Genomic DNA, 21,290 nt, shown 5'->3' on the forward strand with positions numbered 1-21,290 from the left:
AGCCAGTCAATATTATTGACTGGCTTTTTTTATTAGAAAACGAAAAGGGATTTAGTGTATTCAGTTAGGTATTAGCGTTTTCGCATTAACACAACATCGGACGCGATAAACTCAAGAGACATGGAGTATCGTTCGGCCAGCCACTCAAAGGTTTCATCACTAAAAAAGCTGATATGCGTAGGGTCATTTTTGTAGTGCCATTTTGCGAAGGCTTCTTTATCAATAACGCGTTTGGTCATAAGGCCTAACCAGCCGCCAGGTTCCAGAATGTCATAGAGTTGCTTAAAAATCTGACCTGGTTTTGATAGATGTTCAACGACTTCCGTTGAGGTGATGAACTGATAGGTCTTATTGAGCATTTCTTTATCTGGAAAGTAGTAGATGTCGTAGAGACTACAGTGGAATCCTTCTTCTTCCAGCATGACCGATAGCGTCGGGCCTGGACCACAGCCAAAGTCGAGGCCCCGAGCTGCGGGTGCCAGTTTACTGATTAGGGGCTGAGTAAGGCGCGATAAGAACTTCCTATAGCCTTGATCTTCTGGTGTATTTTGATGTTTATCATACTCGTTTTTTTCGTCATGGTGACTCAGATGAAATTGAGAGGGGACGAAAACAAGGCGACAGGTACCGCATTGATAATACTCTCGCCGCTTATCCTGCCAGAAAAAAGCACTATGATCTGCGAGGCATAAAGGACAGTTTAAACTCATATTCGTATTTAGTTAGGAAAACAGAGACGTCTTTGACTATTATTTTACTCATATTCGTCATAATAACACGTCATTTTTATGCCAGAAGCTGATAGCCAGTCCTTTGCTCAATATCTCGAAATACTAAAAAAACGAGAGCTGCCCATTATTGATGATGTGCAGGGAGTGAAAGCGCGACTAAAAAGCGATGATTGTGCCGCAGGAGATATTGCTAAGGTCATCGGTAATGATCCTGTCTTATGTTTGTATGCTCATCATGAGGCCGCAGAGAAAAGTAAGGGGCGCACAGGAGAAGTCGCTGGTATCGATCATGCTCTAAGCGTATTGGGGCTGCAAGGCTGTGAACCTATTTTTAAATCTCTTACTCGATTAGAAGAAGGAACATCAAGAGAATATCATCAGCTACTCGCAGAGAGTATGATGGCTTCGATCATTGCTGAGGTGATAACTCGAGAACGAGGGGGGAATGTTCATGAGTTAGCATGGGCGAGTTTGTTTGCTCGTGTTGCAGAGTGGGTATTGTATTGGCAGCAACATCGGCGTTGTTGGCAGGTTCGGCGAATGTTTTATCGCAAACCTTTTCAGCAAGATAAAGTAACTCAGTCTCTGTTTAATTTTTCCTACCCCGAGTTTCAAAGTGCTATTTGTGAGCAACTTTTGTTGCCTGCTATGAATCAGCGCCTGGCTGATTTTTCGTTAGTGCCAGTTATCCGCGAGATGATGCAGGTGATTCATTTATATCGCGAACAGGACTTGCGTCTGGAGGAATGCAGTCGCGAGTTGAGAATGCATTTATCCGCACCAGAGATGACCTTGCTGCTTGCTAACAAAGTGGCTCAGGCAATGTGTTCGCCATGGTTGCGTAACAGTTGGTCGAACTGGTTTGACTTATTGGCCATTCACAGCCACATCAAAGATCATCAACTCAAAAAGCTTTTATGGGATTGTTGTCGTAAAGCTGAACGAATGAATGTGCATGTTGGTGAGCAAGGTATGGTGTCGGCGCTGTTCTGTGAGCTTTCGCCATCTCCCTATCATTTGTACATGCCCAGCAAAGATGCTGCAAAGAAGAAGGCTCAAGCTAAGTTAGAACAAAAGCAACGAGCTGCCGAGAAGCCATCGCAACCAGCATCTAAGAAGAAGCCCACTGGTTCGGTATCGGTAGTGGCGCCCAAGCCGAAGAAGCCAAAAACTCAATCAGCATCCAGTAGTAAAGAAGAAGTCATACATCTCTATGAGCCTAAGCAACAGGCTCAGGTGCGCAAGTTTACTAATAAAATGCTCGATGCTCCGGGTAGCTTTGAGCATATTAAGAAATTGGTCGATGAAGCTTTATCGGTTTGTCTTAACGAAATGCAGTTTGATCGTGCTGTTTTTTGTGGGTTGTCGAAAGATAAAGAAAGCATCAAGTCATTGATGTCAAAACAAAGCTCTGCACAAGAAAAAATACCTGGGTTTCAGGTGGTTTTAAATCAGTCACCGTTGTTTAATAAGTTTATGCAAAAGCAAACCTTTTTGCAGTTTGATAAGCAAAAGCATGCTAAGTACTGGAGCCAGCTTCCTAAGTTTATTCAGGAAGATGAACGATTAAAGCAGTTTGTTTTTACCTCTATCAGTTACAATGGTCGAGTGCGTTCTTTTTTGATGGCTGATCGTGTGAATTCTCAACATGCTTTTGAACCTATATTACTGGCCGATTATAAAAAGTTTGCTGGTGCTTTGGCATCGGCATTGAGACACCTTAGCGGTCATGGTCGCTAGTTCGTGATATCGTACATGCAGTGTGTTTACTCTATTTCTGGTCGTCGAGGCATGAATCGCTATCAAAAAGCGTGGCAAAGATTTATTTTTCAACCGAAACGTCGCTTTAAACAAATGCTCATTGGCACGGGGATTTTTTTTGTTGGCGTTGTCATAGTGTACCTTGCTGCGGGGTGGGAAAGTCAGTGGGTGTTTTATGGGGGAGCTGTATTGATGGTGGCTGGTGTCATTGTTGCGGCCCCTGGATATCTGGGGATTCTTTTATGGCGTTTAATTGGCAAGCGTAATCGTTAGAGGCTGTTGCTCTTTGACTACGGTTCTATTGTGACTGAGAGGAGATCACAGTGCAGGTTCTGGTTACTGGTGGTACGGGGTTTGTTGGTCGTGCGCTGATCGAGATTTTAAAGCAGCAGCACGAGGTCATAGTATTGACTCGTGATTTGTTGCATGCGCAACGTTTATTTACTGACGAAATTAAGTGCGTTAGTGATTATCGCAAATTAGATGCCTCACAAATTAATGCTGTGATCAATCTGGCGGGAGCTCCCATCGCTGACAAACGTTGGTCAGCTAAACGTGTTGAGGAGCTACGTGGTTCTCGTATTCAGCTAACGCGAGAACTCGCTAACTGGTTAAAGTTTAATAAAGCGGAACTAGAAGTTTTCCTATCTGCATCGGCGGTGGGCTTTTATGGTCGGCAAGGGCATCGATTTGTTGATGAACAAACCACTCCCGTAGATGAATTTACCCATCAGCTTTGTAATGACTGGGAAAAAGAAGCGCTTTTAACTGAGGCCTTTTGTCGCCGAGTATGCTGCATGAGGTTTGGGCTGGTGGTTGGTGCGGATGGCGGTTTTCTACAAAAGATGTTACTGCCATTTAAGTTGGGGCTTGGGGGCCGTTTAGGGAATGGCGAGCAGTACATGAGCTGGGTGCATCTCTCCGATGTGGTTAAAACAATGATTTTTTTATTGGAGCATCCAACCTGTCAGGGAGTATTTAATGTGACAGCACCTCATCCGGTAACCAATACGGAGTTTACTCAGACGCTTGCGAAGGTATTAAATCGTCCTGCATTTTGCCATGTGCCAGCCTTTGTATTGCAAACGGCATTAGGAGAGATGAGTGATTTGTTGTTGACTGGCCAACGTGTCATTCCAGAACGTCTTAAGCAGGCTGGGTTTGAATTTGAATACGAAGATTTAGAGAAGGCACTACGTGAAGTGATATAAAGCAGCAGTCGTATGACTGATGCCTTATATCTGGGATATTCAATGGAGGAACAGCTGGCTTTAGTAGTAAGGGTTTTCACCCTCAGTGTGTTCTGTGATATCTCTAACCCCTTGTACTTCAGGCACTTTTTCTTTCAAGGTTGTTTCGATACCTTCTTTCAAAGTCACATCGACCATTCCGCAACCCTGACAACCGCCACCAAACTGCAAAACGACAATGCCGTCTTCAGTAAACTCAACCAAAGAGACCTGACCGCCATGGTTGGCAAGCTGAGGATTGATTTCTGCTTCTAGAAAGTACTGAATTCGTTCAGTGACTGGTGCATCATCAGCTACTTTTTTTACCTTAGCGTTGGGCGCTTTTAACGTTAGTTGGCCGCCCATTTGCTCTGTTTTGTAATCAATGAGAGCGTCTTCCAGATAAGGAGCCGACTCTGCATCGATAAACGTGGAGAACCCTTCGAATGAAAACTCCATATCGTTTTCTTCTACCGCATCCTGTGGGCAGTAAGAAACACCACACTCTGCATTAGGGGTGCCTGGATTAACAACGAATACACGGATATTAACGCCGTCGTCGTCTTGAGTGGATAATAACTTGCGAAAGTGCGCTTGAGCTTCTTCTGTGATGGTGATCATGGATGATTGGTGGTAAATCTTACAAACAATGGCCGGATTTTAGCATGTTCGCTGCCAGCTGCGTACATAAGCTTTAAATATTTGGTCATAGCGGGTACTTATAGAGTGTTTTTGAGCGTTGTTTTTGGTCCAATTTGGCTGGCTCTTATTACACGCGACTCAATGGCAAACGCCTGAATCTTATGCATTTAAACTGAAAATCGCTTGCGTATAGGGTGAAGGTTCTCTATGTTGAGGGCAAAAGTCTTTGTTAAATAAATATCCTTATGAAATTAATTATCCATGCCTTTTGTTTGCTGTTTTCTGTGGTCGCTTTAGCGAAAACAGAGTTGAGCTACTACTTTGATGAGTCGATTCAGTTTGACCCAGAGGTGCCGACCCCTGAGTCGGTCCTTGGTTATCAAGTAGGAGACTGGCACGTGCGACCAGAGCAAATATCCGAATATATGTATGCTCTGGCATCAACATCAAAGCGGGTCCAGGTTGAAGAGATGGGCCGTAGCTGGGAACAGCGCCCTTTATTACTGGTCAGTTTTAGCTCGGCGAGCAATATTGAGAATCTGGATGCTATCAAAACTCGTCATCAGAATATCCTAAAGCGTGATAACAAAGGCCCGGGTGTGGTCTGGATGGGGTATAGCGTTCATGGTAATGAAGCCAGTGGAGCTAACGCGGCGTTATTACTGGCTTATTATCTGGCAGCGGCGCAAGGCGAAAAAGTTGAGCGTTTGCTTGATAATATGGTGATTCTGATGGACCCCGTGCTCAATCCCGATGGGCTATCAAGATTCGCCTCGTGGGTGAATCAGCACAAAAGCACCCAGACAGTCGCCGACCCTCGAGATCTTGAGCATAACGAAGTCTGGCCTGGCGGTCGCACCAATCACTATTGGTTTGATCTCAATCGAGACTGGTTGTTAGCTCAGCACCCTGAGTCTGCTGCTCGCCTTAAATGGTTTCATCAATGGAAGCCTCTGGTGTTGACTGATTTTCATGAGATGGGAACTCATTCGACTTATTTCTTTCAGCCTGGTGTGCCTGAGCGTACTAATCCCATTACACCCCAGCAAAATATCGACCTAACGAAAACCATTGCAACCTATCATGCGAAAACCTTGGATAAGCTAGGTTCCAGTTATTATACCCAGGAAAACTTCGATGACTTTTATTATGGCAAAGGTTCAACCTATCCTGATGTGAACGGCGCTATAGGGATTTTGTTTGAGCAAGCCAGTGCTCGTGGACATCGACAAGAGTCTCCTAATGGTGATGTGACGTTTCCGTTTGCTATCAGAAATCAATTGTCGACGTCTTTCTCTACCCTGGATGCCGCTCTGGAGCAAAAACAGGCACTGCTGAAATATCAGCAGGACTTTTATAAAAAAGCACAAAGGGAAGCTCGAAAGTCTGATATTAAAGCTTATGTCTATGATGCCGATGGTGATGAGACTCGATTAAAAGCATTTAACGACATACTGGCAAAACACCAGATTCGTTTTTATCAACTTGGTCGTGATCTAACTATTGATGACCACAAGTTTAGCAAACTGAAAGCGTATATTGTGCCGACGCAACAGCCTCAGTACCGATTGATTCGAGCATTGTTTGAAACCCAAACCAAATTTAAAGATAACACTTTTTATGATGTATCGAGCTGGACGTTACCCTTAGCCTTTAATCTGGATTATCGTGCTGTCGATAGTGGTGACTTCAGTGAACGTTTGCTCACCAAAATTGGCCATCAAGTGACTAAGGCGAAGACCCTAGAAATTAATGACGAGTCGATTGCCGTAGCTCTGGATTGGACGGATTCGGCAGCGGCGACGGTGGCTTATAAATTGCTCGACAAAGGTATCAAAATTAAAGTGGCGACCAAGCCCAGTCAGATGCGCACCCTTTCTGGAGAAGTTGCTTTTAAACCAGGTACTCTTTTTGTCATGTTGTCTCATCAGCCTTTTGGTAAAGAGGAGCTGGTAAATCAAATTAATGATTTGCTACAAGATACATCGATTAAAGCTCATCAAGTGATTGCTGGTCTGGCTGTGAGTGGCATTGACCTGGGCAGCCCTTCAATGAGGCCGCTTACATTACCTCGCCCTTTGATGGTTGTAGGAGAGGGGGTTAACGGTTATGAAGCGGGTGAAGTTTGGCATTTGATGGATCAGTCTTTAGAGATACCCATGGTTCGCGTTAAAGCAAAACAATTACCCAAAATGGATATGAGCCGTTTTACTCATCTGATTTTGGTGTCTGGACGTTACACATGGAAAGAAAAAGAAGCAGAAAAAATCCACCAGTGGGTTAAAGGCGGTGGACATTTAATTGCTAGTCGACAGGCGGGGCGTTGGTTGTCAAAACAGTCCTGGAGTTCTATCAAACGGCAGAAAAATGATGAAGTGCAAGACATTGAGCGCATGGACTACGCTAAGCGCGCTCAATATAGAGCCGAAAAAATCATCGGCGGAGCTATCTTTTCGTGGGATGTTGATATTTCCCACCCACTGGCCTTTGGACTTGAGCGCCGTCAGTTGCCCGTTTTTCGACGTGGCACTGATGTTTACAGTGTCGATAAACAGCCTTTTGCACAAGTGGCTCGTTATCCAGAAGCGCCTCTGTTAAGTGGTTATGCGTCGTTAGATAATCAACAAAGAATTGGTGACACCGTCGGTATGGTAGCTTTGCGAAAAGGCAGCGGTAGTGTGGTGCTTTTTGCTGATAACTTAAACTTCCGCGGTTTTTGGCAAGGCAGTCGCCGTTTGTTTGTTAACAGCTTGTTCTTCTCTGATAGTTATTGGTCATCAGCGAATTAATTGTGGTTTTTAGAAAAGTAGAAAAATAAAAGAGGATGCTATGAAGCGGGCTTGGATTTATTTGGGGTTACTATTGCTTGCTGTTTCTTGTGTCGATGCTAAATCGTTAAAGAAAGCAACGCAGGGGATGCAAAAAAAAGAAGGCTTTTTTGATGTTTATTATCATCAAAAGCAAGCTAAGGTTTATCTGTTGGTTGATCTAGAACAGGACTTTATTTATGTAAATGGATTGCCTTATGGATTAGGTTCCAACGATATTGGCCTGGATCGAGGGAGACTGGGTGAACCACGCATTGTGAACTTTCGTCGCGTCGGTCCCAGAGTATTTTTAGTACAAAAAAATATGCAATATCGAGCTGACTCAAGTAATGCGTCAGAAGTTCGCTCTGTAACGGAAGCTTTCGCTGAATCTACACTGGCTGGTTTTGACCTGGTTGCAGAGAGTGGTGACAAGGCTCTTATCGATGTAACAGCCTTTTTGTTGTCTGATCTTGCGGGTGTCAGTCGCCAACTGAGTCGTCGTGAGCAAGGGCGTTTCTCTGTTGATTCTGGACGCTCCGCACTGGATCCCAATGTTCTTAAGTCGTTCCCTGATAATACAGAGCTACAATCGATTCTTACCTTTACTGGCAACAATCCTGGCCAATATGTTAGACAGGTTGCTCCCGATCCTTATTCATTCTCTTTGCGTCAAAGAGTCTCGTTTATTCGATTGCCAGATGATAATTATCAACGTCGTGTTTACCACCCTCGCTCAGGATTTTGGACTCACGATTATAAGAACTATGCAGCGCCATTAACCCAGTCGCAAACGGTTAAGTTGATACAGCGTCATCGTCTAGAAAAGAAATTTCCTGACCAAGCAAAAAGCGAAGCGATTAAACCCATTGTTTATTACGTTGACAATGGTGTACCGGAGCCCGTGCGCAGTGCATTAGTAGAAGGCGCTTTATGGTGGAATCAGGCGTTTGAAGCCGCCGGATTTGATAATGCGTTTCAGGTTAAAATTTTGCCAGAAGACGCTGATCCTCTGGATGTTCGTTACAATGTGATTCAATGGGTACATCGTGCTACCCGTGGGTGGTCTTATGGCGCGTCGATTGCTGATCCTCGTAGTGGCGAAATTATTAAAGGTCATGTCACCTTAGGATCTTTACGAGTGCGTCAGGACTTGTTGATTGCTCAAGGGTTAACGGCACCTTTTGCCGAGTCTAATCCTGCCCAGTCGCAACAGTTGCAAATGGCTTTGAATCGCATTAAACAACTCTCAGCCCATGAAGTTGGGCACACATTAGGTATTGCTCATAACTTTGCTGCCAGTGCCGATGGGCGACAGTCGGTGATGGATTATCCGCATCCGTTGTATGAAATAAAAGACGATGCGATTCAGTTAACGAATGCTTATGCGACTGGAATGGGAGAATGGGATAAGCTGGTTGTGAAGTATGGTTATAGCGAGTTTGCTTCGGGTACCGATGAAGAGCAAGCGTTACTGGCGATCATTAAGGAAGCTGAAACTAAGCAACTGCATTTTATCAGTGATCCTGATGCCCGCCCTCAAGGTGGCTTGCATGCCGAGGCTCATTTGTGGGATAACGGTCGTGATCCGGTTCAAGAACTTGAACGCCTTATGACAGTACGGCAATTAGCTCTTAGTCAATTTAATCAAAATGTTATTCCTGATGGTACGCCTTTCTCACAGATTGAAGAGGTGTTGGTGCCTATTTATAACTTGCACCGTTATCAAGTTGAAGCCGCTGTTAAACAGGTAGCGGGCCATCATTATCAATATGCAGTAAAGGGCCAAGATACATTTATTCAGCATCCTGTTGAGGCCAAACAGCAGGCAGCCGCTATTGAAGCTCTGTTAAAAACTTTGCAGCCTGACGTTTTGTTACTACCATCGTCATTGATTGATTTAATTCCCCCAAAAGCTTATGGCTACGAGAAAACTCGCGAAAGCTTCAAAGGAGCGACAGGATTGTTATTTGATCCTTTATCAGCAGCAGAAGCCAGTGCAGAGCATACTTTAAGTTTATTATTAAATGCCAAGCGCCTTTCGCGTTTGAGTCAGCAACATGCTAGAAACGACGAGTATCCGTCGCTAAGTGTGTTGCTTAATCAACTTTCTTCACAGCTGATTAAAAGTAAAGCCGCTGATGAGCCTCAGCAGCAGATCCAGATGCGTATTGCTGTTCGTTATCTGACGCATCTGTTGGCATTGATTCAAAATAATCAAGCGCCTATTGAAGTTTCGTCGGCTGCGACAAAAGAAGTGTTTCAAAATCGAAAGTGGTTAAAGCGCAAAATTGATCGCGCTCGTTCCAGCGATGAAATGCTTGGATATTATCTGGTGTTACAATCCATGTTGGACACTCAACATGCAGAAATACCTTATCCAATGAAAGCGCGCCCGCTGCCTCCAGGATCGCCTATTGGTAACTAGGTGCTTATTTTAGAGGCTGAGATTGTCGATGAAAGAATAACAGCCTCTGGTACAACTTGGACGTAATAAAAAATTATTATAGGTGACTGTATTTTTAGCTGAGGGGTAATCTTCTGATTACCCCTCATAGGATCGACTGTTTGATAAGAGAATTATAATGTTGTTTCAAGACTCTTCAATGCTGTCTCTAGCGGATAACGCAAAAACATACTTTCGTATTTTGGCGTCAATCACATTTGGGATTCTGGTTCTGGGATTAATCGTAGCAGCTATTATTTTGCTGTTAGTCAACCAGATATGGCCTGATCTCTGGATAGTATTAGCTGCTTTGGCCGCAATGGCATTGTGGGGATACTTACAGATTGTCTACTTACCATCTCGTCGTTATGAAACCACCCGCTGGCGTTTTGACGAACAAGGTATGCATATTGTACGTGGCATTTTTTGGCGCAAGCAACATGCGGTGCCTCGTAGTCGCGTTCAACATATTGATGTGGCTCAAGGACCATTGCAACGACAGTATGGTATTTCAACACTGGTTATTCATACTGCAGGAACCCTGGATGCCTCTGTTTCATTAGTGGGGTTGAGTTTTGAAACCGCTGTTGAAATTCGCGATGATTTGTTGCAGCAGGAAGTCGCCGATGGTGTCTGATGTTGAAAGCTCTGTAGAGTCTCCTTCTGAACAGGTGATTGAGCGACAGCTTCATCCTATGTCGTGGCTGTTTTCTGTTGCTCGTAATATCAAAGCGTTTATTTTTCCTCTTGTAATTGCCTTGGTCGCTGGAGGAGACAAGTATCAAATTTATGCTGCCTGGCTAGTTATCCCTGGTATTGCTATCTCTTTGCTGCAAAACTGGGTTTATCGATACATTTTGGATGTTAATGAAATCATTGTTCGTGAAGGCATTCTATTTAAAAATGTTCGCCATGTGCCTTACGAAAAAATTCAAAATCTTAATCTTATTCGTAATCCTATACATCGATTACTCAATGTTGCTCAGGTTGAACTGGAGTCTGCCAGTGGTGGCAAGCCAGAAGCTGTGATTCGTGTAATATCGATGAAACGCATTGATGAGTTGCAGGCTAAGTTGAATAGTGCCGCAAAGCAAGATATCGACTCATCGCTTGATAACACTGTTGATGAAGAAGTACCCGAAGAAGCTTCTAAGTCTTCGAGTATATTGTCACTGGAGCTTCTTGAGCTTGTTAAGATGGGGATTATTTCGAATAAAGGCATGGTTGTCGTCGCTGCCTTTATGGGGATTTTTTACCAGATGCCTAACATTGAGAATAAGGCAAAAGAACTGTTGCGCAACAGTGAGCTTTTTTCTCAATTGAGTTTACAGGGCAATGATCCTTTATCTATCGCCATGCTGGTGTTGGGTGGCGCAGTATGTTTTTTAATTTTTATTCGAATACTTTCTATCGCATTTGCGATAGTGACATACTACGGCTTCAAGCTTGTCGAAAAAGACAATAAGTTAGTCGCTTCCTATGGTCTGTTAACTCATATTAACGCAACACTGCCTGCTCAAAAAATTCAGTTGTTGACGGTTCGTGAAACTTTATTGCATCGATGGTTCAAACGCAGTGCTGTTCGAGTTGAGACGGCGGGCGGCGGTTCCAGTGAGCAAGGTGCAACCACTCGGCTGGTCTGGCTGGCACCGATTATTCCTTCTGCCTCGATTGATGATTTTTTACATCAGGTTCAACCGGATGTTGATACTCATGTTGAGCAGTGGCTCAAAGCGGACTTTGGTGGATGGTTGCGTATGACACGGGTACGCAGTTTCTGGTTAACCTTGATAACCTTGCCTTTAAGTTATTGGTTGTCTTCTTACTTTCTGCTGTTGTTCTTGATGTTACCACTGATAGTTATTCATGCTCGTCGCTATGTGGCATCGATTCGTTATGGTTTTTCATCCAATGCTATTGTGTATATGAGTGGCTGGCTGATTAAACAAAAAACCATCGTACCTTTTCATAAAATGCAATCGGTGAGTCTTGAGCAATCCTTTTTTGATAAACGAACCAATATGGCATCGATAGTTGCAGACAATGCGGGATTGGAGATTATGCGTCATCATATTGATATTCCATTTTTGCCACAGCAACAGGCTCGTGAATCGTTTGATTTTTTGTATGAAGAAATTTGCCATACCGAGTATCGATGGAAATAGTGCAGAGTAGACTTCAATGGGCATAGTGGCGGTTCATCATCCTGATTATCGTATCCATTGGGATCCTGAACATCCGCTCAAGATGACCAAGTATGGCGCTTTGGCTGATTATTTGGCGCAGCACTCTGCGGTGATACCTGCCAATAGAGTGTGCCCCAAGCCTGCAACACCTTCGCTATTGGCCAAGGTGCATGCCCACCAATACATTGAACATTTTCTCAATGGTACCTTAACCGCCTCTGAGCTACGACGCATGGGCGTGATTTGGAGCCCGGCGTTGGTTAAGCGAGTTTTAAGTGCCGCTGGTGGGACTTGCGAAACCGTTCGTCAGGCTTTGCACACTGGATTTGCCGCTAACACCGCGGGTGGGGCTCATCATGCACATTTTGACCATGGCGCTGGATTCTGTGTGTTTAACGATGTGGCGGTGGGTGCTCGCCTGGCTTTAGACGAACTGGATGTGAGCCGAGTTCTTATTCTTGATTGTGATGTCCATCAGGGCGATGGGACTGCACGTTTGTTTGCGGAAGATGATCGAGTATTTACCTGCTCCATGCACAGTGAGAGGCTGTACCCTGGTCGTAAAGCTAACAGTGATAAAGATATTGAATTACCTCCTAAGATCGGTGATGAAGCCTATTTGGCTATTCTTGCAGAACAGGTACCCATGATTGTTGATGCTTTAGCGCCTGAGTTAATTATCTATATTGCGGGTGTCGATGTTTATGAAAATGACAACCTGGGCAATTTCTCGATTTCTGAGCAAGGAATATTGGAACGTGAAAGAAGGATTCTGGAACTGGCAAAAGTGCGCTCGATTCCTATTGCTGTTGTGATGGGAGGAGGGTATCTGGATGATGTTAATCACTTGGCCTATTTACATTCCTTAGTCTTTCAGGCCGCTGTAGAGCACTATGCTTAAGTGCGGTCCACCCCGATTGGTTTAGAGTCTTGGTTATTTCCCTGGTTAGGTATCGAGGCGTCCGCAAACTGGTTACTACGAAGAATGGGTTGTTAGAGGCGATGGGGAAGCTCCCCACACACCTAGTCAAATAAGACCGCACCTACTACTACACCAAAAGCAATGTCTTCCCAGCCGCTGCGATAGTGCCAGTGTGGGCAGTGATGGCCATGATGGTGCGTGTGCAGATAGTCATAGTAATAATCGTAAACCCATACTGGATAGTGATAACTCACATGGTAGTTGTAGTGTCGGTAGGGGCGATAATAATGTCCGCTACGATGATATCTACTGTAATGACGATGAGGGCGGTAGTCGCTTCTCCAGCGTCTTACATTGTCGCGGTGCCAGTTGTGGCGATGTTTATCATGATTGCGATAGTGCTTAACAGTGCGACGCTGTTTTTCGGCGTTCCAGGTTCGGCTACTACGTTCGCTTACCTGTGAATGACGATAACTGCTGTTGCGATGACTATTGTGCTTGATCGCATGTTGTTTGCCGCCAGAGTAAGAAGCATTGCGATGGTTGCCATGATTGCGGTGGTTAGAGCCGCGATGACTGTGCTGTCGGGATTGCGAGTTACGTGAGGAATGGTAACTGTTTCGATGACCCGAGTGCTTAACCGTGCTTTGACGTTGACTATGGCTGCGATGAGAGCTATTGCGGGTCGAATGCTGTTTGGCACCACTCGAAGTGTATTTACGCGATTGACCTTCTCGATGCGCACTTTCTCGAGCTTCCAGTTGTGGCAATGTCAGGATTAAACCTAGCATGGCGGCAGTTGCCAGAATTGTTGGCCTTTTCATTGTTGTGTCCTCAGTTAATTGCCATCATGGAACTTAGTTTACCGTTTGAAAACTGAACGCTAACTGAAGGAATCGATTGAATTGTCAACGAATTAGGCCGCTTAAATAATAAGGTTATTATTCAGTGGGGCTGGTTATTCGTTAAAGCTATAAGAAATTTGGAGAATTTGAAAATAACCTCTTGCAAATGATAATGATTCGCATTACTATTTCTCTCGTGGGTTGCTAAAGCACACAACTCTGGAAACAACAGCGACTGGTCCCGCTAGTTTCTAGATGATGTCAGGCTCTATTGTCGCACGGAATAGGAAATTGATGGGTCGCAAGCATTAATCTTCCTAGTGACATGGATGTTCCTCCCTAGAGTGGTGGCATCAATATCCGTCGTCTTTCAAACCGCACGGGTGTTGGCTGCACGCATTCCCCCCAGTCACTTAGTTTGTCTAAGCTCAGGGGACTCGCTTGTTTGCCGCCAACGTGCAGTAGGAAAAACTTTGGATAAATATTGTAAAACGGCTTGTTACTTGTGCCTCAACGAGTAACGCTCTTAGGTGTCTCAACCTTTAGCCTGTCAGGCTTGTCTTGACAGGCTTTTTTCGTTTGCTATCTGTTAACTAACTAAATTGTATTTCTGCTCTGTGCCTTTATTTGGGCATAATAGCGCGTATTAAATGTGTTTAATTAAGTAGTTGAGACGATGGAACCAGAATTTAGCCGAATCAAACGCCTGCCGCCCTATGTATTTAATATTGTTGGTGACCTCAAGCAGGCTGCTCGAGCCCGTGGAGAAGACATTATAGACTTTAGTATGGGCAATCCGGACCAGCCTACGCCACAGCATATTCTTGATAAAATGATGGAGGCCTCACAGGATGGTCGTACTCATCGATATTCCCAGTCAAAAGGAATCCCTCGTTTGCGTAAAGCCATCTGTGACTGGTATCAACAGCGTTATGATGTACAACTCGACCCTGAAACCGAAGCCATTGTCACTATTGGCTCTAAAGAAGGTTTGGCGCATTTGGCGTTAGCAACTATGGAGCGTGGCGATTCGGTCATCGTTCCTAATCCAGCGTATCCTATCCACCCTTATGGGTTTGTCATTGCTGGTGCTGATATTCTCCATGTGCCTTTTGAGAGTGAGGATGGCTTCTTTGAGGAAGTGGAAAAAACACTACGCATGACCTGGCCACGGCCTAAGATGTTGCTGTTGAACTTTCCGGCTAACCCAACGACCGATGTTGTTGAGCTCGATTTTTTTGAGCGTGCGGTCGCCTTAGCGAAAAAACATAAAATCTGGCTGGTTCAAGATTTGGCCTATGCCGACATTGTGTTTGATGGCTATCAAGCACCGTCCATTTTGCAGGTAGAGGGGGCAAAGGATGTTGCTGTTGAATTTTATTCGCTATCAAAAAGCTACAATATGCCTGGGTGGCGAATTGGTTTTTGCTGCGGCAATCCGACACTGATCCATGCTCTGGGGCGTATGAAATCCTATCTGGATTACGGTATTTTTACGCCGTTGCAAGTAGGGGCGATTGCCGCGCTAGAAGGTCCGCAAGACTGTGTTGAAGAGATATGTGAACGCTATCGCCAACGTCGAGATGTTTTGTGTGAAGGTCTTAATCGACTGGGATGGGAGGTGACACCACCCAAAGCAACGATGTTTGTGTGGGCTCCTATTCCTGAGCAATATAGAGATATGGGGTCTTTGGAATTTTCTAAGTGGCTGCTAAAGGAAGCAAAAGTAGCGGTATCTCCCGGCATTGGGTTTGGCGAGTATGGTGATCACTATGTTCGTTTTGCATTAATCGAAAACGAACATCGAACACGTCAGGCTTTGCGTGGTATCAAAAAAGCCTTCTCTCAATAAGCTAAGTCCTTTAGCACTGGCGCTAACAAGCGCTAGTGCATCAATGGCAGTACATAGTGAAAGAACTGCCTGTCTCTTTGGTAGCCTTTAGCCTCATAAACCTGCTGGGAGGTGAAATTATTTTGCGCCGATGAAGCCTTAAGGCATAAAGCGCCTGTTTCTTTGGCCATTGTTTTGGCGGCATCTAAGAGGCCAAAGCCCACGCCTTTTCGACGAGCAGTAGAACGGACATAAAGATCATTCAATATCCAGATTTTCTTTAAATGCACAGAAGAATAAGTCGGATAAAGATGAACAAAGCCAGAAGGTTGCTGCTGATGAGATGCAATAAAGGCAATGGACTCTTCGGCTTCTAGTCGTTGTTGTAAGAAAGTTTTGCTCTGTTCGAGATTATCAGGTTGTCGATAGAATTGGCGATATTCGTTGAACATAGCGGCTAAGTCGTCGATGTCATCGAGTGTAGCTTGGCGAATCACAAGGTCGTTATTCATATTTTGATAAAATTCAATAAAAACGTATTAACCGTATACAATAAGAGGAATGGGTGCTTTAGGCCGCTTGTCTTTTGTTGGTTTTAGACGGCGACTTTATCTATACCCAAAGTATTTCACACAGCACCTTGGCAGCCAGCAAGCAAATCCCTTGAGCTTAGAAATACTAAGTGATTATGGTGAGGGCTTGCAGTCAACACCCGTGCTGTTTGAAATGCAACAGGTATAATTAGTATAACAGTGCTTAGACATCTATGACGATAAAGATCTGGACGTCTGAACTCACTTATTTGTAACCGGAAATATTGTTGCTCAGTAATCAGTAGTTTTTATTATTAAAATAATATTTTTTTATGGCATAAGCGGAAGCAAAAAAATAGACTAGTGCACCCTGATATATCACAGTGAAATCGATTGTTAACAGAGTTTAAAAAATATCTATGAGTCCGATTGAAGCATTATTTGATTCTTGCCGCTCTGAACTGGAAAGCTTGTTAACGACACTCAAGCAGTCACGATTTCGCACGCCTGTTCTGCTCAATATGCCTGTAAGTGATGCTGTGGAGTTATTGTCTCTGTTGCATTCGCAGGGGATTCTAGAGGCGTTTGCTTTATCAGAGCATCCCATTGGAGAATTCGAAACTATCCCATTAGAGGGATATCGCTCGGTACTTGGTAGAGAGTTTGAACATTGTATTGTGAATGCCAGTGAGGATGTGAGTGCCAATGTTATTGGGGCTATTGCAGGAGTTGTTAAAGCGGGGGGGATTTTATGGATAATTGTACCACCGCTGGAGCAATGGCCTGAGCTGCCGAGTTCTGAACATGAGCGTTTGTTTGGCCAGGCACTATCGCACTCTAGCCGATATATTGAACGTTTGACTCAATGTATACAGTCTCACCCAGCCAGTGTCATGATCAATAAAACGGGCATCGTAAAACCGTTTCATTGGCACTATTGTCGGCCTGGGATTGAACCTGTTTATGATGAGCAACAACAAGCTATTGAAGCCATTAAGCGTGTGGTAAATGGGCGAGCAAAACGTCCTTTGGTATTAACGGCGGACAGAGGGCGAGGCAAAAGTTCAGCTCTGGGTATCGCCGCTGCGGAATTAGCTAATGAGCATGATAAGCAAATCATTCTAACTGCCCCGACAAAACGATCGGCACAACAAGCGATTGACTGGTTTGATAAAACGGTCAATGCCGAGTTATCCATAAATTTTATTGCTCCAGACGAACTTATCAAACAACAACCCGCAGCGGATGCGGTTTTTATTGATGAAGCTGCTGCTATTCCTGCGGAGCAGTTAAAACAACTGCTTCAACTTTATCCTCGAGTTGTGTTTGCTTCGACCATTCATGGTTACGAAGGAACAGGACGAGGGTTTGCTATTCGCTTTAAAAGTGAGCTGGATCAACAGACTCCACAATGGAAACATCTTGAACTTAATCAACCTATTCGTTGGGCTCCAGATGATCCTCTGGAGGACTGGATTAATGAACTGTTGTTACTTAAGGCGTCTGCTGATGAGATCACTGCAATGGAGTCAGTGGAGTTATCGTCTATCGAGTATCGCTGGTTTGATAGCAGTGCTGCCATTGATAAGCAGTGGTTACCTTCTGTTTTTGGTTTGTTAGTGGACTCTCACTATCAAACTTCGCCAGATGATTTACGCCAGCTCATGGACCATCCTGAACGGGGAGTGTTGGTCGCTTCCATCGAAGGTAAAGTGATTGGTGTTGTGTTAGTACTTAGAGAACAAATTACTGACGATGATTTATTGCAGCAAATTTCTCAGGGCAAGCGACGACTACGAGGGCACCTGGTTCCCCAATCTTTGGCTTTTCATTTGTTATCACCTGAGTTAGCTAAGCTAAAAAGCTGGCGTGTGCAGCGCATTGCTGTTCATGAAAAGTTGCGAGGCAAAAGAGTAGGCACTGAGCTATTGCAACAAGTCACAAAGCAAGCATTGCAGGCTAAAGTTGATTACTTAAGTACCAGCTTTGCTGCAACGTCAGACTTGATTGAGTTCTGGCACCATAATAAATTTGTTCCCATTCGTCTAGGCCGAACCCGTGATAAGAGTTCTGGTTGCCATAGTTTGTTAATGGTTTCCTGGATCGGCGCTCTCAATATTTATGAATGGCGACTACTATCAAGTAATTTTTTTCGAGAAGTGCGTTTGTTATTACCAAGAGTATTCGAGCGTTTAGAGTTAGCATTGATATTTCAGCTCTGGAAGATTTCCCCTCGAGGACAGAGCAAAGGGATACCAAAGCATGTACTAGAAGAAGTGAGCTTGTATCTTGATGGAGCAAGACAATGTGACGATACGGTGCTCTCTTTATTTGAATTAATAGAACATTATTTTTCAGATAAGTCGTCAATGTTGCAGTTACAAGAGCCAGAGGTTACTTTTTTAATGGCAAGGTTTTGGCAACATAAAGAATTTACTGCATTGGCAAAGATGTTTTCTTTAAATGGAAAAAAAGAAGCCGAAAATCATCTAAAAGCTATTGTTGGCAAGTTAATCAGTTTAAAAGAATAGACAGTGTCTCAGCCGTGAAAAAACAAAAAGAGAATTTTTATGAATGAAATCGTTGATATGTTACGTGAGAAAAATGAAGATCGATTTTCTTCCGTAGAGTTGCCAGACTTGGATTTGCTGGTAGAGATAGAAGAAGAAATATTTATTCCATTGCCAAAAGAGTTTAAAGATTTCTTAATGTCAGTCAGTGATGTGGTGTATGGATCGATAGAGCCCGTTACCGTGAGTGATGATGCTTTACATACTCACTTACCCGATGTGGCTGCTGAGGCATGGGATATAGGTGTCTCACGCGAGTTGATACCTATTTGTCGCCAAGGGAGTAATTATTATTGCATTACTCAAACTGGAGAAATTGTCTTTTGGCAACACGGTGACATAGACTCGGCCCAAGAGTGGGATTCTATCTGGGAGTGGGTAGAAGAAGTTTGGCTGGGGCAGTAAGCAGGCATTTTTTGAATGAATCGTAGAGTTATTGTGAAAGAGTTCGATGACCGTTGGCCTGCAATGTTTAAGGATGAAAAGCAACGGATTTTTTCTGCCTTGGGAACTCAAAATATCTTAGCGATTCACCATATTGGTAGTACGTCTGTGCCTGGACTATCAGCAAAACCTATTATTGATATATTAATGGAAGTAGCATGCCTCAATAGGCTGGATAATTCGTCAGATAAAATAGCTGCGTTAGGTTATATCTGTAAAGGTGAGTATGGCCTTAAGGGCAGGCGTTACTTTTATAGAGGTAATGAGAAAAGAACACACCATCTTCATACGTATCAACAAGGTGATGTTTCTATAAAACGCCACTTGGCTTTTCGAGATTATTTGTTGGCTCATAAGGATGTTTGCCAACGTTATGCTGAAATAAAAAGAGAGGCTGTAATCGCTTCCGATATTCCCAAGGATTACCAGCAATATAAAAGTGACTTTATTTCGAGCTTTGAGCAACGTGCTTTAGTCTGGCTTCAAAGTCAGGAATAATCTCATACATTGAATTGCGTCGCATATTTAAATTAATATACAATTTTATTTCTATTTTGATTAATCTGGAATTATTATTTTTTTGGGAGATTTTATGAGGATTATTTTTGTTAGTATAGCGTTGTTTCTATCACTTCCTGTGTTTGCTAGCTCGGCAACGGGAAAAATCGACTGGTTGATAGTTCGTGACAGTGACGGCTTAACCTACTTTACCTTAAAAAATTTTAGTCGCGATGAAAAGCCTGCCTGTGCTAAACATGACTACTGGATGATAAAAGATGAGAAGTCGGTATCAGGAAAGCACCAGCTATCTATTTTGTTAGCTGCTCAGGCAAGTGGAAAAACAGTGACTGTTCGAGGGTATGCGGCTTGTACTCGTTGGGGAGATGGCGAAGATGTTAACTCTATACAAATTAGAAGTGAGTAAACTACTCTAATACATAAGGGGGATATTCTCATCAGTTGTCATGAATATCCCTTTTTATAGTTTGAATATTTAAAACTATAACCTAATTCTTTAAGTTTACGATTATCACAACGTTTGTTTCTATTTCTTTCTTCACTACTGGGTGTGGGTGGTGGAAGGCCTCTCGACTGTGCTAGCCAGGATAGTACATCCCAGACTGGCGCAGGGTCGTCATCGCTACCCAGATATATCGACTCTATGGAGTCATCGGCTAGTTTTTTTTGTACCAGATAGCTTAATATTCCAACGCAGTCTTCTCTATGTATTCGATTGGTATAAACTTCTGGTGATTTAGGTACGGGCTTTTCTAGTTGTTTTAGTAGACGTTGGCTATGGCTATCATAAATTCCTGAAAAACGGATAATGGTATTCTTCTTATGGTAGGTTCGTAAGTTTTGCTCTGCTTCCAGTAAAATTTGACCTCTACTGTCTTCAGGCTTTGTTTCTGAGTCTTCATCCACCCATTCACCATTCTTTTGCCCGTAAACGCGAGTAGAGGAAACATAAGTAAAGTGAGTTTCTTTATTTCGCTGAGCAAAATGTTGTAATAAGTTATCGACAGACTCTATGTAAGTTTTTCGGTAGTTTGCATCATCGTACGCGTCCGGCGTTAAGGTTACTACCACTTGATCAAAATCATCTGGAATATTAGCAACTGATCTCTTGTCAGAAAGATCAATGCCGAGTTGGCTAATGGATGACGCTTCCGTTTGAGGTGAGCGTCTTAGCGCCGTTATTTGATGCCCTTGCTGCTGTAATTGTACAGATAAAGGACGTGCCAGTTTACCAAAACCTGCTAACAATAACTTGGCCAAAATTTTTTCTGCCTATTTACTGTCTGTGGATGGACCACTCTAGCATTTGCACCATCATAATTCACTTTTCTTATTCGAAAATCAATTTCTCGCACCAAAAAAGTGCTTCAAGAGATGGTCGTTTGTGCTCTACAAGGCTTTTTCTTGTTTTTGCTAAGTTGGCACGAGCTCTGCAATACATCGAATATAACGAGATAAATATTAGGGGTGGAGTATGAACATTGTGATGGCCATTATTAAGCCATTCAAACTTGATGATGTGAGAATGGCATTAAATGATGCGGGGATATCGGGGTTAACTGTGACCGAAGTGAAAGGATTTGGTCGACAGAGAGGTCACACTGAGCTGTATCGAGGTGCAGAGTATAACGTCGACTTTTTACCTAAAGTGAAAATAGAAGTAGCGGTTCCTGATGACTTGGTCGACACCATTGTCGACAGCATTATCGAAAACTCTAAAACTGGGAAAATTGGTGACGGTAAAATTTTTGTTTATCAATTAGAAAACGTCGTAAGAATAAGAACCGGGGAAACCGGTGAAGAAGCGGTATAACTGATTAAGGG

At 43.6% G+C, this 21,290-nt stretch carries 19 protein-coding genes; 14 read left to right on the forward strand and 5 right to left on the reverse strand.

What is annotated here, in order from left to right:
• Positions 1 to 71 precede the first annotated feature (71 nt).
• Complete coding sequence (locus tag NH399_RS15340; protein WP_253041581.1) at positions 72 to 710, reverse strand: class I SAM-dependent methyltransferase; 639 nt, start codon at positions 708 to 710, stop codon at positions 72 to 74.
• A 78-nt stretch (positions 711 to 788) separates the two neighbouring features.
• On the opposite strand from NH399_RS15340, the gene NH399_RS15345 reads away from it, so the two are divergent.
• Genes NH399_RS15345 through NH399_RS15355 form a run of 3 tightly spaced genes read left to right on the forward strand, consistent with a single transcriptional unit; the run spans position 789 to position 3,703 of the window.
• Entirely contained in the window at positions 789 to 2,471 is a 1,683-nt protein-coding gene (locus NH399_RS15345; protein WP_253041583.1) for an HDOD domain-containing protein, read from the forward strand.
• 15 nt (positions 2,472 to 2,486) lie between these two features.
• Positions 2,487 to 2,765 (forward strand): hypothetical protein, encoded by a 279-nt coding sequence (locus NH399_RS15350; RefSeq protein WP_253041585.1) that lies wholly within the window; start codon positions 2,487 to 2,489, stop codon positions 2,763 to 2,765.
• Between the two features lie 50 nt (positions 2,766 to 2,815).
• Positions 2,816 to 3,703, forward strand: coding sequence for a TIGR01777 family oxidoreductase (locus NH399_RS15355; protein WP_253041587.1), 888 nt, complete (start codon positions 2,816 to 2,818; stop codon positions 3,701 to 3,703).
• Between the two features lie 60 nt (positions 3,704 to 3,763).
• On the opposite strand, the gene nfuA is transcribed toward NH399_RS15355, so the two are convergent.
• Complete coding sequence (gene nfuA, locus NH399_RS15360; protein ID WP_253041589.1) at positions 3,764 to 4,342, reverse strand: Fe-S biogenesis protein NfuA; 579 nt, start codon at positions 4,340 to 4,342, stop codon at positions 3,764 to 3,766.
• A 266-nt stretch (positions 4,343 to 4,608) separates the two neighbouring features.
• Between nfuA and NH399_RS15365 the strand changes: the two genes are divergently transcribed.
• The 5 genes from NH399_RS15365 to NH399_RS15385 all read left to right on the forward strand — a co-directional run bounded on the left by NH399_RS15365 (position 4,609) and on the right by NH399_RS15385 (position 12,703).
• The gene (locus NH399_RS15365) at positions 4,609 to 7,152 is read left to right on the forward strand and encodes a M14 family metallopeptidase (RefSeq protein ID WP_253041591.1); all 2,544 of its coding nucleotides are present in this window, start codon (positions 4,609 to 4,611) and stop codon (positions 7,150 to 7,152) included.
• A 40-nt stretch (positions 7,153 to 7,192) separates the two neighbouring features.
• Entirely contained in the window at positions 7,193 to 9,598 is a 2,406-nt protein-coding gene (locus NH399_RS15370) for a zinc-dependent metalloprotease (protein ID WP_253041593.1), read from the forward strand.
• A gap of 157 nt (positions 9,599 to 9,755) precedes the next feature.
• Positions 9,756 to 10,253: a PH domain-containing protein gene (locus NH399_RS15375; RefSeq protein WP_253041595.1), complete on the forward strand. Its 498-nt coding sequence runs from the start codon at positions 9,756 to 9,758 to the stop codon at positions 10,251 to 10,253.
• Positions 10,243 to 11,781 carry a PH domain-containing protein gene (locus tag NH399_RS15380; RefSeq protein WP_253041597.1) on the forward strand — a complete coding sequence of 513 codons (1,539 nt, stop codon included), beginning with the start codon at positions 10,243 to 10,245 and terminating at the stop codon, positions 11,779 to 11,781. The genes NH399_RS15375 and NH399_RS15380 overlap by 11 nt, the downstream gene beginning before the upstream one ends.
• A gap of 16 nt (positions 11,782 to 11,797) precedes the next feature.
• Positions 11,798 to 12,703 (forward strand): histone deacetylase, encoded by a 906-nt coding sequence (locus NH399_RS15385; protein WP_253041599.1) that lies wholly within the window; start codon positions 11,798 to 11,800, stop codon positions 12,701 to 12,703.
• 122 nt (positions 12,704 to 12,825) lie between these two features.
• On the opposite strand, the gene NH399_RS15390 is transcribed toward NH399_RS15385, so the two are convergent.
• A complete protein-coding gene (locus NH399_RS15390) occupies positions 12,826 to 13,548 on the reverse strand; it encodes a hypothetical protein (protein WP_253041601.1) in 723 nt (240 codons plus the stop codon).
• A gap of 697 nt (positions 13,549 to 14,245) precedes the next feature.
• Between NH399_RS15390 and alaC the strand changes: the two genes are divergently transcribed.
• Positions 14,246 to 15,421 (forward strand): alanine transaminase, encoded by a 1,176-nt coding sequence (gene alaC / locus NH399_RS15395; protein WP_253041603.1) that lies wholly within the window; start codon positions 14,246 to 14,248, stop codon positions 15,419 to 15,421.
• Between the two features lie 32 nt (positions 15,422 to 15,453).
• Here alaC and NH399_RS15400 read toward each other — a convergent pair whose 3' ends face one another.
• On the reverse strand, positions 15,454 to 15,912 hold the full coding sequence (locus tag NH399_RS15400; RefSeq protein WP_253041605.1) for a GNAT family N-acetyltransferase: 459 nt from the start codon (positions 15,910 to 15,912) through the stop codon (positions 15,454 to 15,456).
• 440 nt (positions 15,913 to 16,352) lie between these two features.
• On the opposite strand from NH399_RS15400, the gene NH399_RS15405 reads away from it, so the two are divergent.
• The 4 genes from NH399_RS15405 to NH399_RS15420 all read left to right on the forward strand — a co-directional run bounded on the left by NH399_RS15405 (position 16,353) and on the right by NH399_RS15420 (position 19,872).
• A complete protein-coding gene (locus NH399_RS15405; protein ID WP_253041607.1) occupies positions 16,353 to 18,464 on the forward strand; it encodes a tRNA(Met) cytidine acetyltransferase TmcA in 2,112 nt (703 codons plus the stop codon).
• A 39-nt stretch (positions 18,465 to 18,503) separates the two neighbouring features.
• Positions 18,504 to 18,908, forward strand: coding sequence for an SMI1/KNR4 family protein (locus tag NH399_RS15410; RefSeq protein ID WP_253041609.1), 405 nt, complete (start codon positions 18,504 to 18,506; stop codon positions 18,906 to 18,908).
• A gap of 15 nt (positions 18,909 to 18,923) precedes the next feature.
• Positions 18,924 to 19,445: a GrpB family protein gene (locus NH399_RS15415; protein WP_253041611.1), complete on the forward strand. Its 522-nt coding sequence runs from the start codon at positions 18,924 to 18,926 to the stop codon at positions 19,443 to 19,445.
• A 94-nt stretch (positions 19,446 to 19,539) separates the two neighbouring features.
• A complete protein-coding gene (locus NH399_RS15420) occupies positions 19,540 to 19,872 on the forward strand; it encodes a hypothetical protein (protein WP_253041613.1) in 333 nt (110 codons plus the stop codon).
• Between the two features lie 38 nt (positions 19,873 to 19,910).
• Here the strand turns inward: NH399_RS15420 and NH399_RS15425 are convergent, their stop codons facing one another.
• On the reverse strand, positions 19,911 to 20,726 hold the full coding sequence (locus NH399_RS15425; RefSeq protein WP_253041615.1) for an SDR family oxidoreductase: 816 nt from the start codon (positions 20,724 to 20,726) through the stop codon (positions 19,911 to 19,913).
• A gap of 214 nt (positions 20,727 to 20,940) precedes the next feature.
• Here NH399_RS15425 and NH399_RS15430 point away from each other — a divergent pair, with 214 nt between their 5' ends.
• Complete coding sequence (locus tag NH399_RS15430) at positions 20,941 to 21,279, forward strand: P-II family nitrogen regulator (RefSeq protein ID WP_253041617.1); 339 nt, start codon at positions 20,941 to 20,943, stop codon at positions 21,277 to 21,279.
• The last annotated feature ends 11 nt before the right edge of the window (positions 21,280 to 21,290 follow it).

The organism is Pleionea sp. CnH1-48 (genome assembly GCF_024124665.1).
Lineage (GTDB): Bacteria > Pseudomonadota > Gammaproteobacteria > Enterobacterales > Kangiellaceae > JAMXSB01.

Excerpts from the sequence above, each read along its gene's own strand:
- NH399_RS15345 (WP_253041583.1), top strand. The coding sequence starts at position 789 with ATGCCAGAAGCTGATAGCCAGTCCTTTGCTCAATATCTCGAAATACTA.
- NH399_RS15410 (WP_253041609.1), top strand. The coding sequence starts at position 18,504 with ATGAATGAAATCGTTGATATGTTACGTGAGAAAAATGAAGATCGATTT.
- NH399_RS15400 (WP_253041605.1), bottom strand. The coding sequence starts at position 15,912 with ATGAATAACGACCTTGTGATTCGCCAAGCTACACTCGATGACATCGAC.
- NH399_RS15340 (WP_253041581.1), bottom strand. The coding sequence starts at position 710 with ATGAGTTTAAACTGTCCTTTATGCCTCGCAGATCATAGTGCTTTTTTC.
- NH399_RS15370 (WP_253041593.1), top strand. The coding sequence starts at position 7,193 with ATGAAGCGGGCTTGGATTTATTTGGGGTTACTATTGCTTGCTGTTTCT.
- NH399_RS15390 (WP_253041601.1), bottom strand. The coding sequence starts at position 13,548 with ATGAAAAGGCCAACAATTCTGGCAACTGCCGCCATGCTAGGTTTAATC.
- NH399_RS15415 (WP_253041611.1), top strand. The coding sequence starts at position 18,924 with ATGAATCGTAGAGTTATTGTGAAAGAGTTCGATGACCGTTGGCCTGCA.
- alaC (WP_253041603.1), top strand. The coding sequence starts at position 14,246 with ATGGAACCAGAATTTAGCCGAATCAAACGCCTGCCGCCCTATGTATTT.
- NH399_RS15350 (WP_253041585.1), top strand. The coding sequence starts at position 2,487 with ATGCAGTGTGTTTACTCTATTTCTGGTCGTCGAGGCATGAATCGCTAT.
- NH399_RS15375 (WP_253041595.1), top strand. The coding sequence starts at position 9,756 with ATGTTGTTTCAAGACTCTTCAATGCTGTCTCTAGCGGATAACGCAAAA.
- nfuA (WP_253041589.1), bottom strand. The coding sequence starts at position 4,342 with ATGATCACCATCACAGAAGAAGCTCAAGCGCACTTTCGCAAGTTATTA.
- NH399_RS15420 (WP_253041613.1), top strand. The coding sequence starts at position 19,540 with ATGAGGATTATTTTTGTTAGTATAGCGTTGTTTCTATCACTTCCTGTG.
- NH399_RS15385 (WP_253041599.1), top strand. The coding sequence starts at position 11,798 with ATGGGCATAGTGGCGGTTCATCATCCTGATTATCGTATCCATTGGGAT.
- NH399_RS15405 (WP_253041607.1), top strand. The coding sequence starts at position 16,353 with ATGAGTCCGATTGAAGCATTATTTGATTCTTGCCGCTCTGAACTGGAA.
- NH399_RS15380 (WP_253041597.1), top strand. The coding sequence starts at position 10,243 with ATGGTGTCTGATGTTGAAAGCTCTGTAGAGTCTCCTTCTGAACAGGTG.
- NH399_RS15365 (WP_253041591.1), top strand. The coding sequence starts at position 4,609 with ATGAAATTAATTATCCATGCCTTTTGTTTGCTGTTTTCTGTGGTCGCT.
- NH399_RS15430 (WP_253041617.1), top strand. The coding sequence starts at position 20,941 with ATGAACATTGTGATGGCCATTATTAAGCCATTCAAACTTGATGATGTG.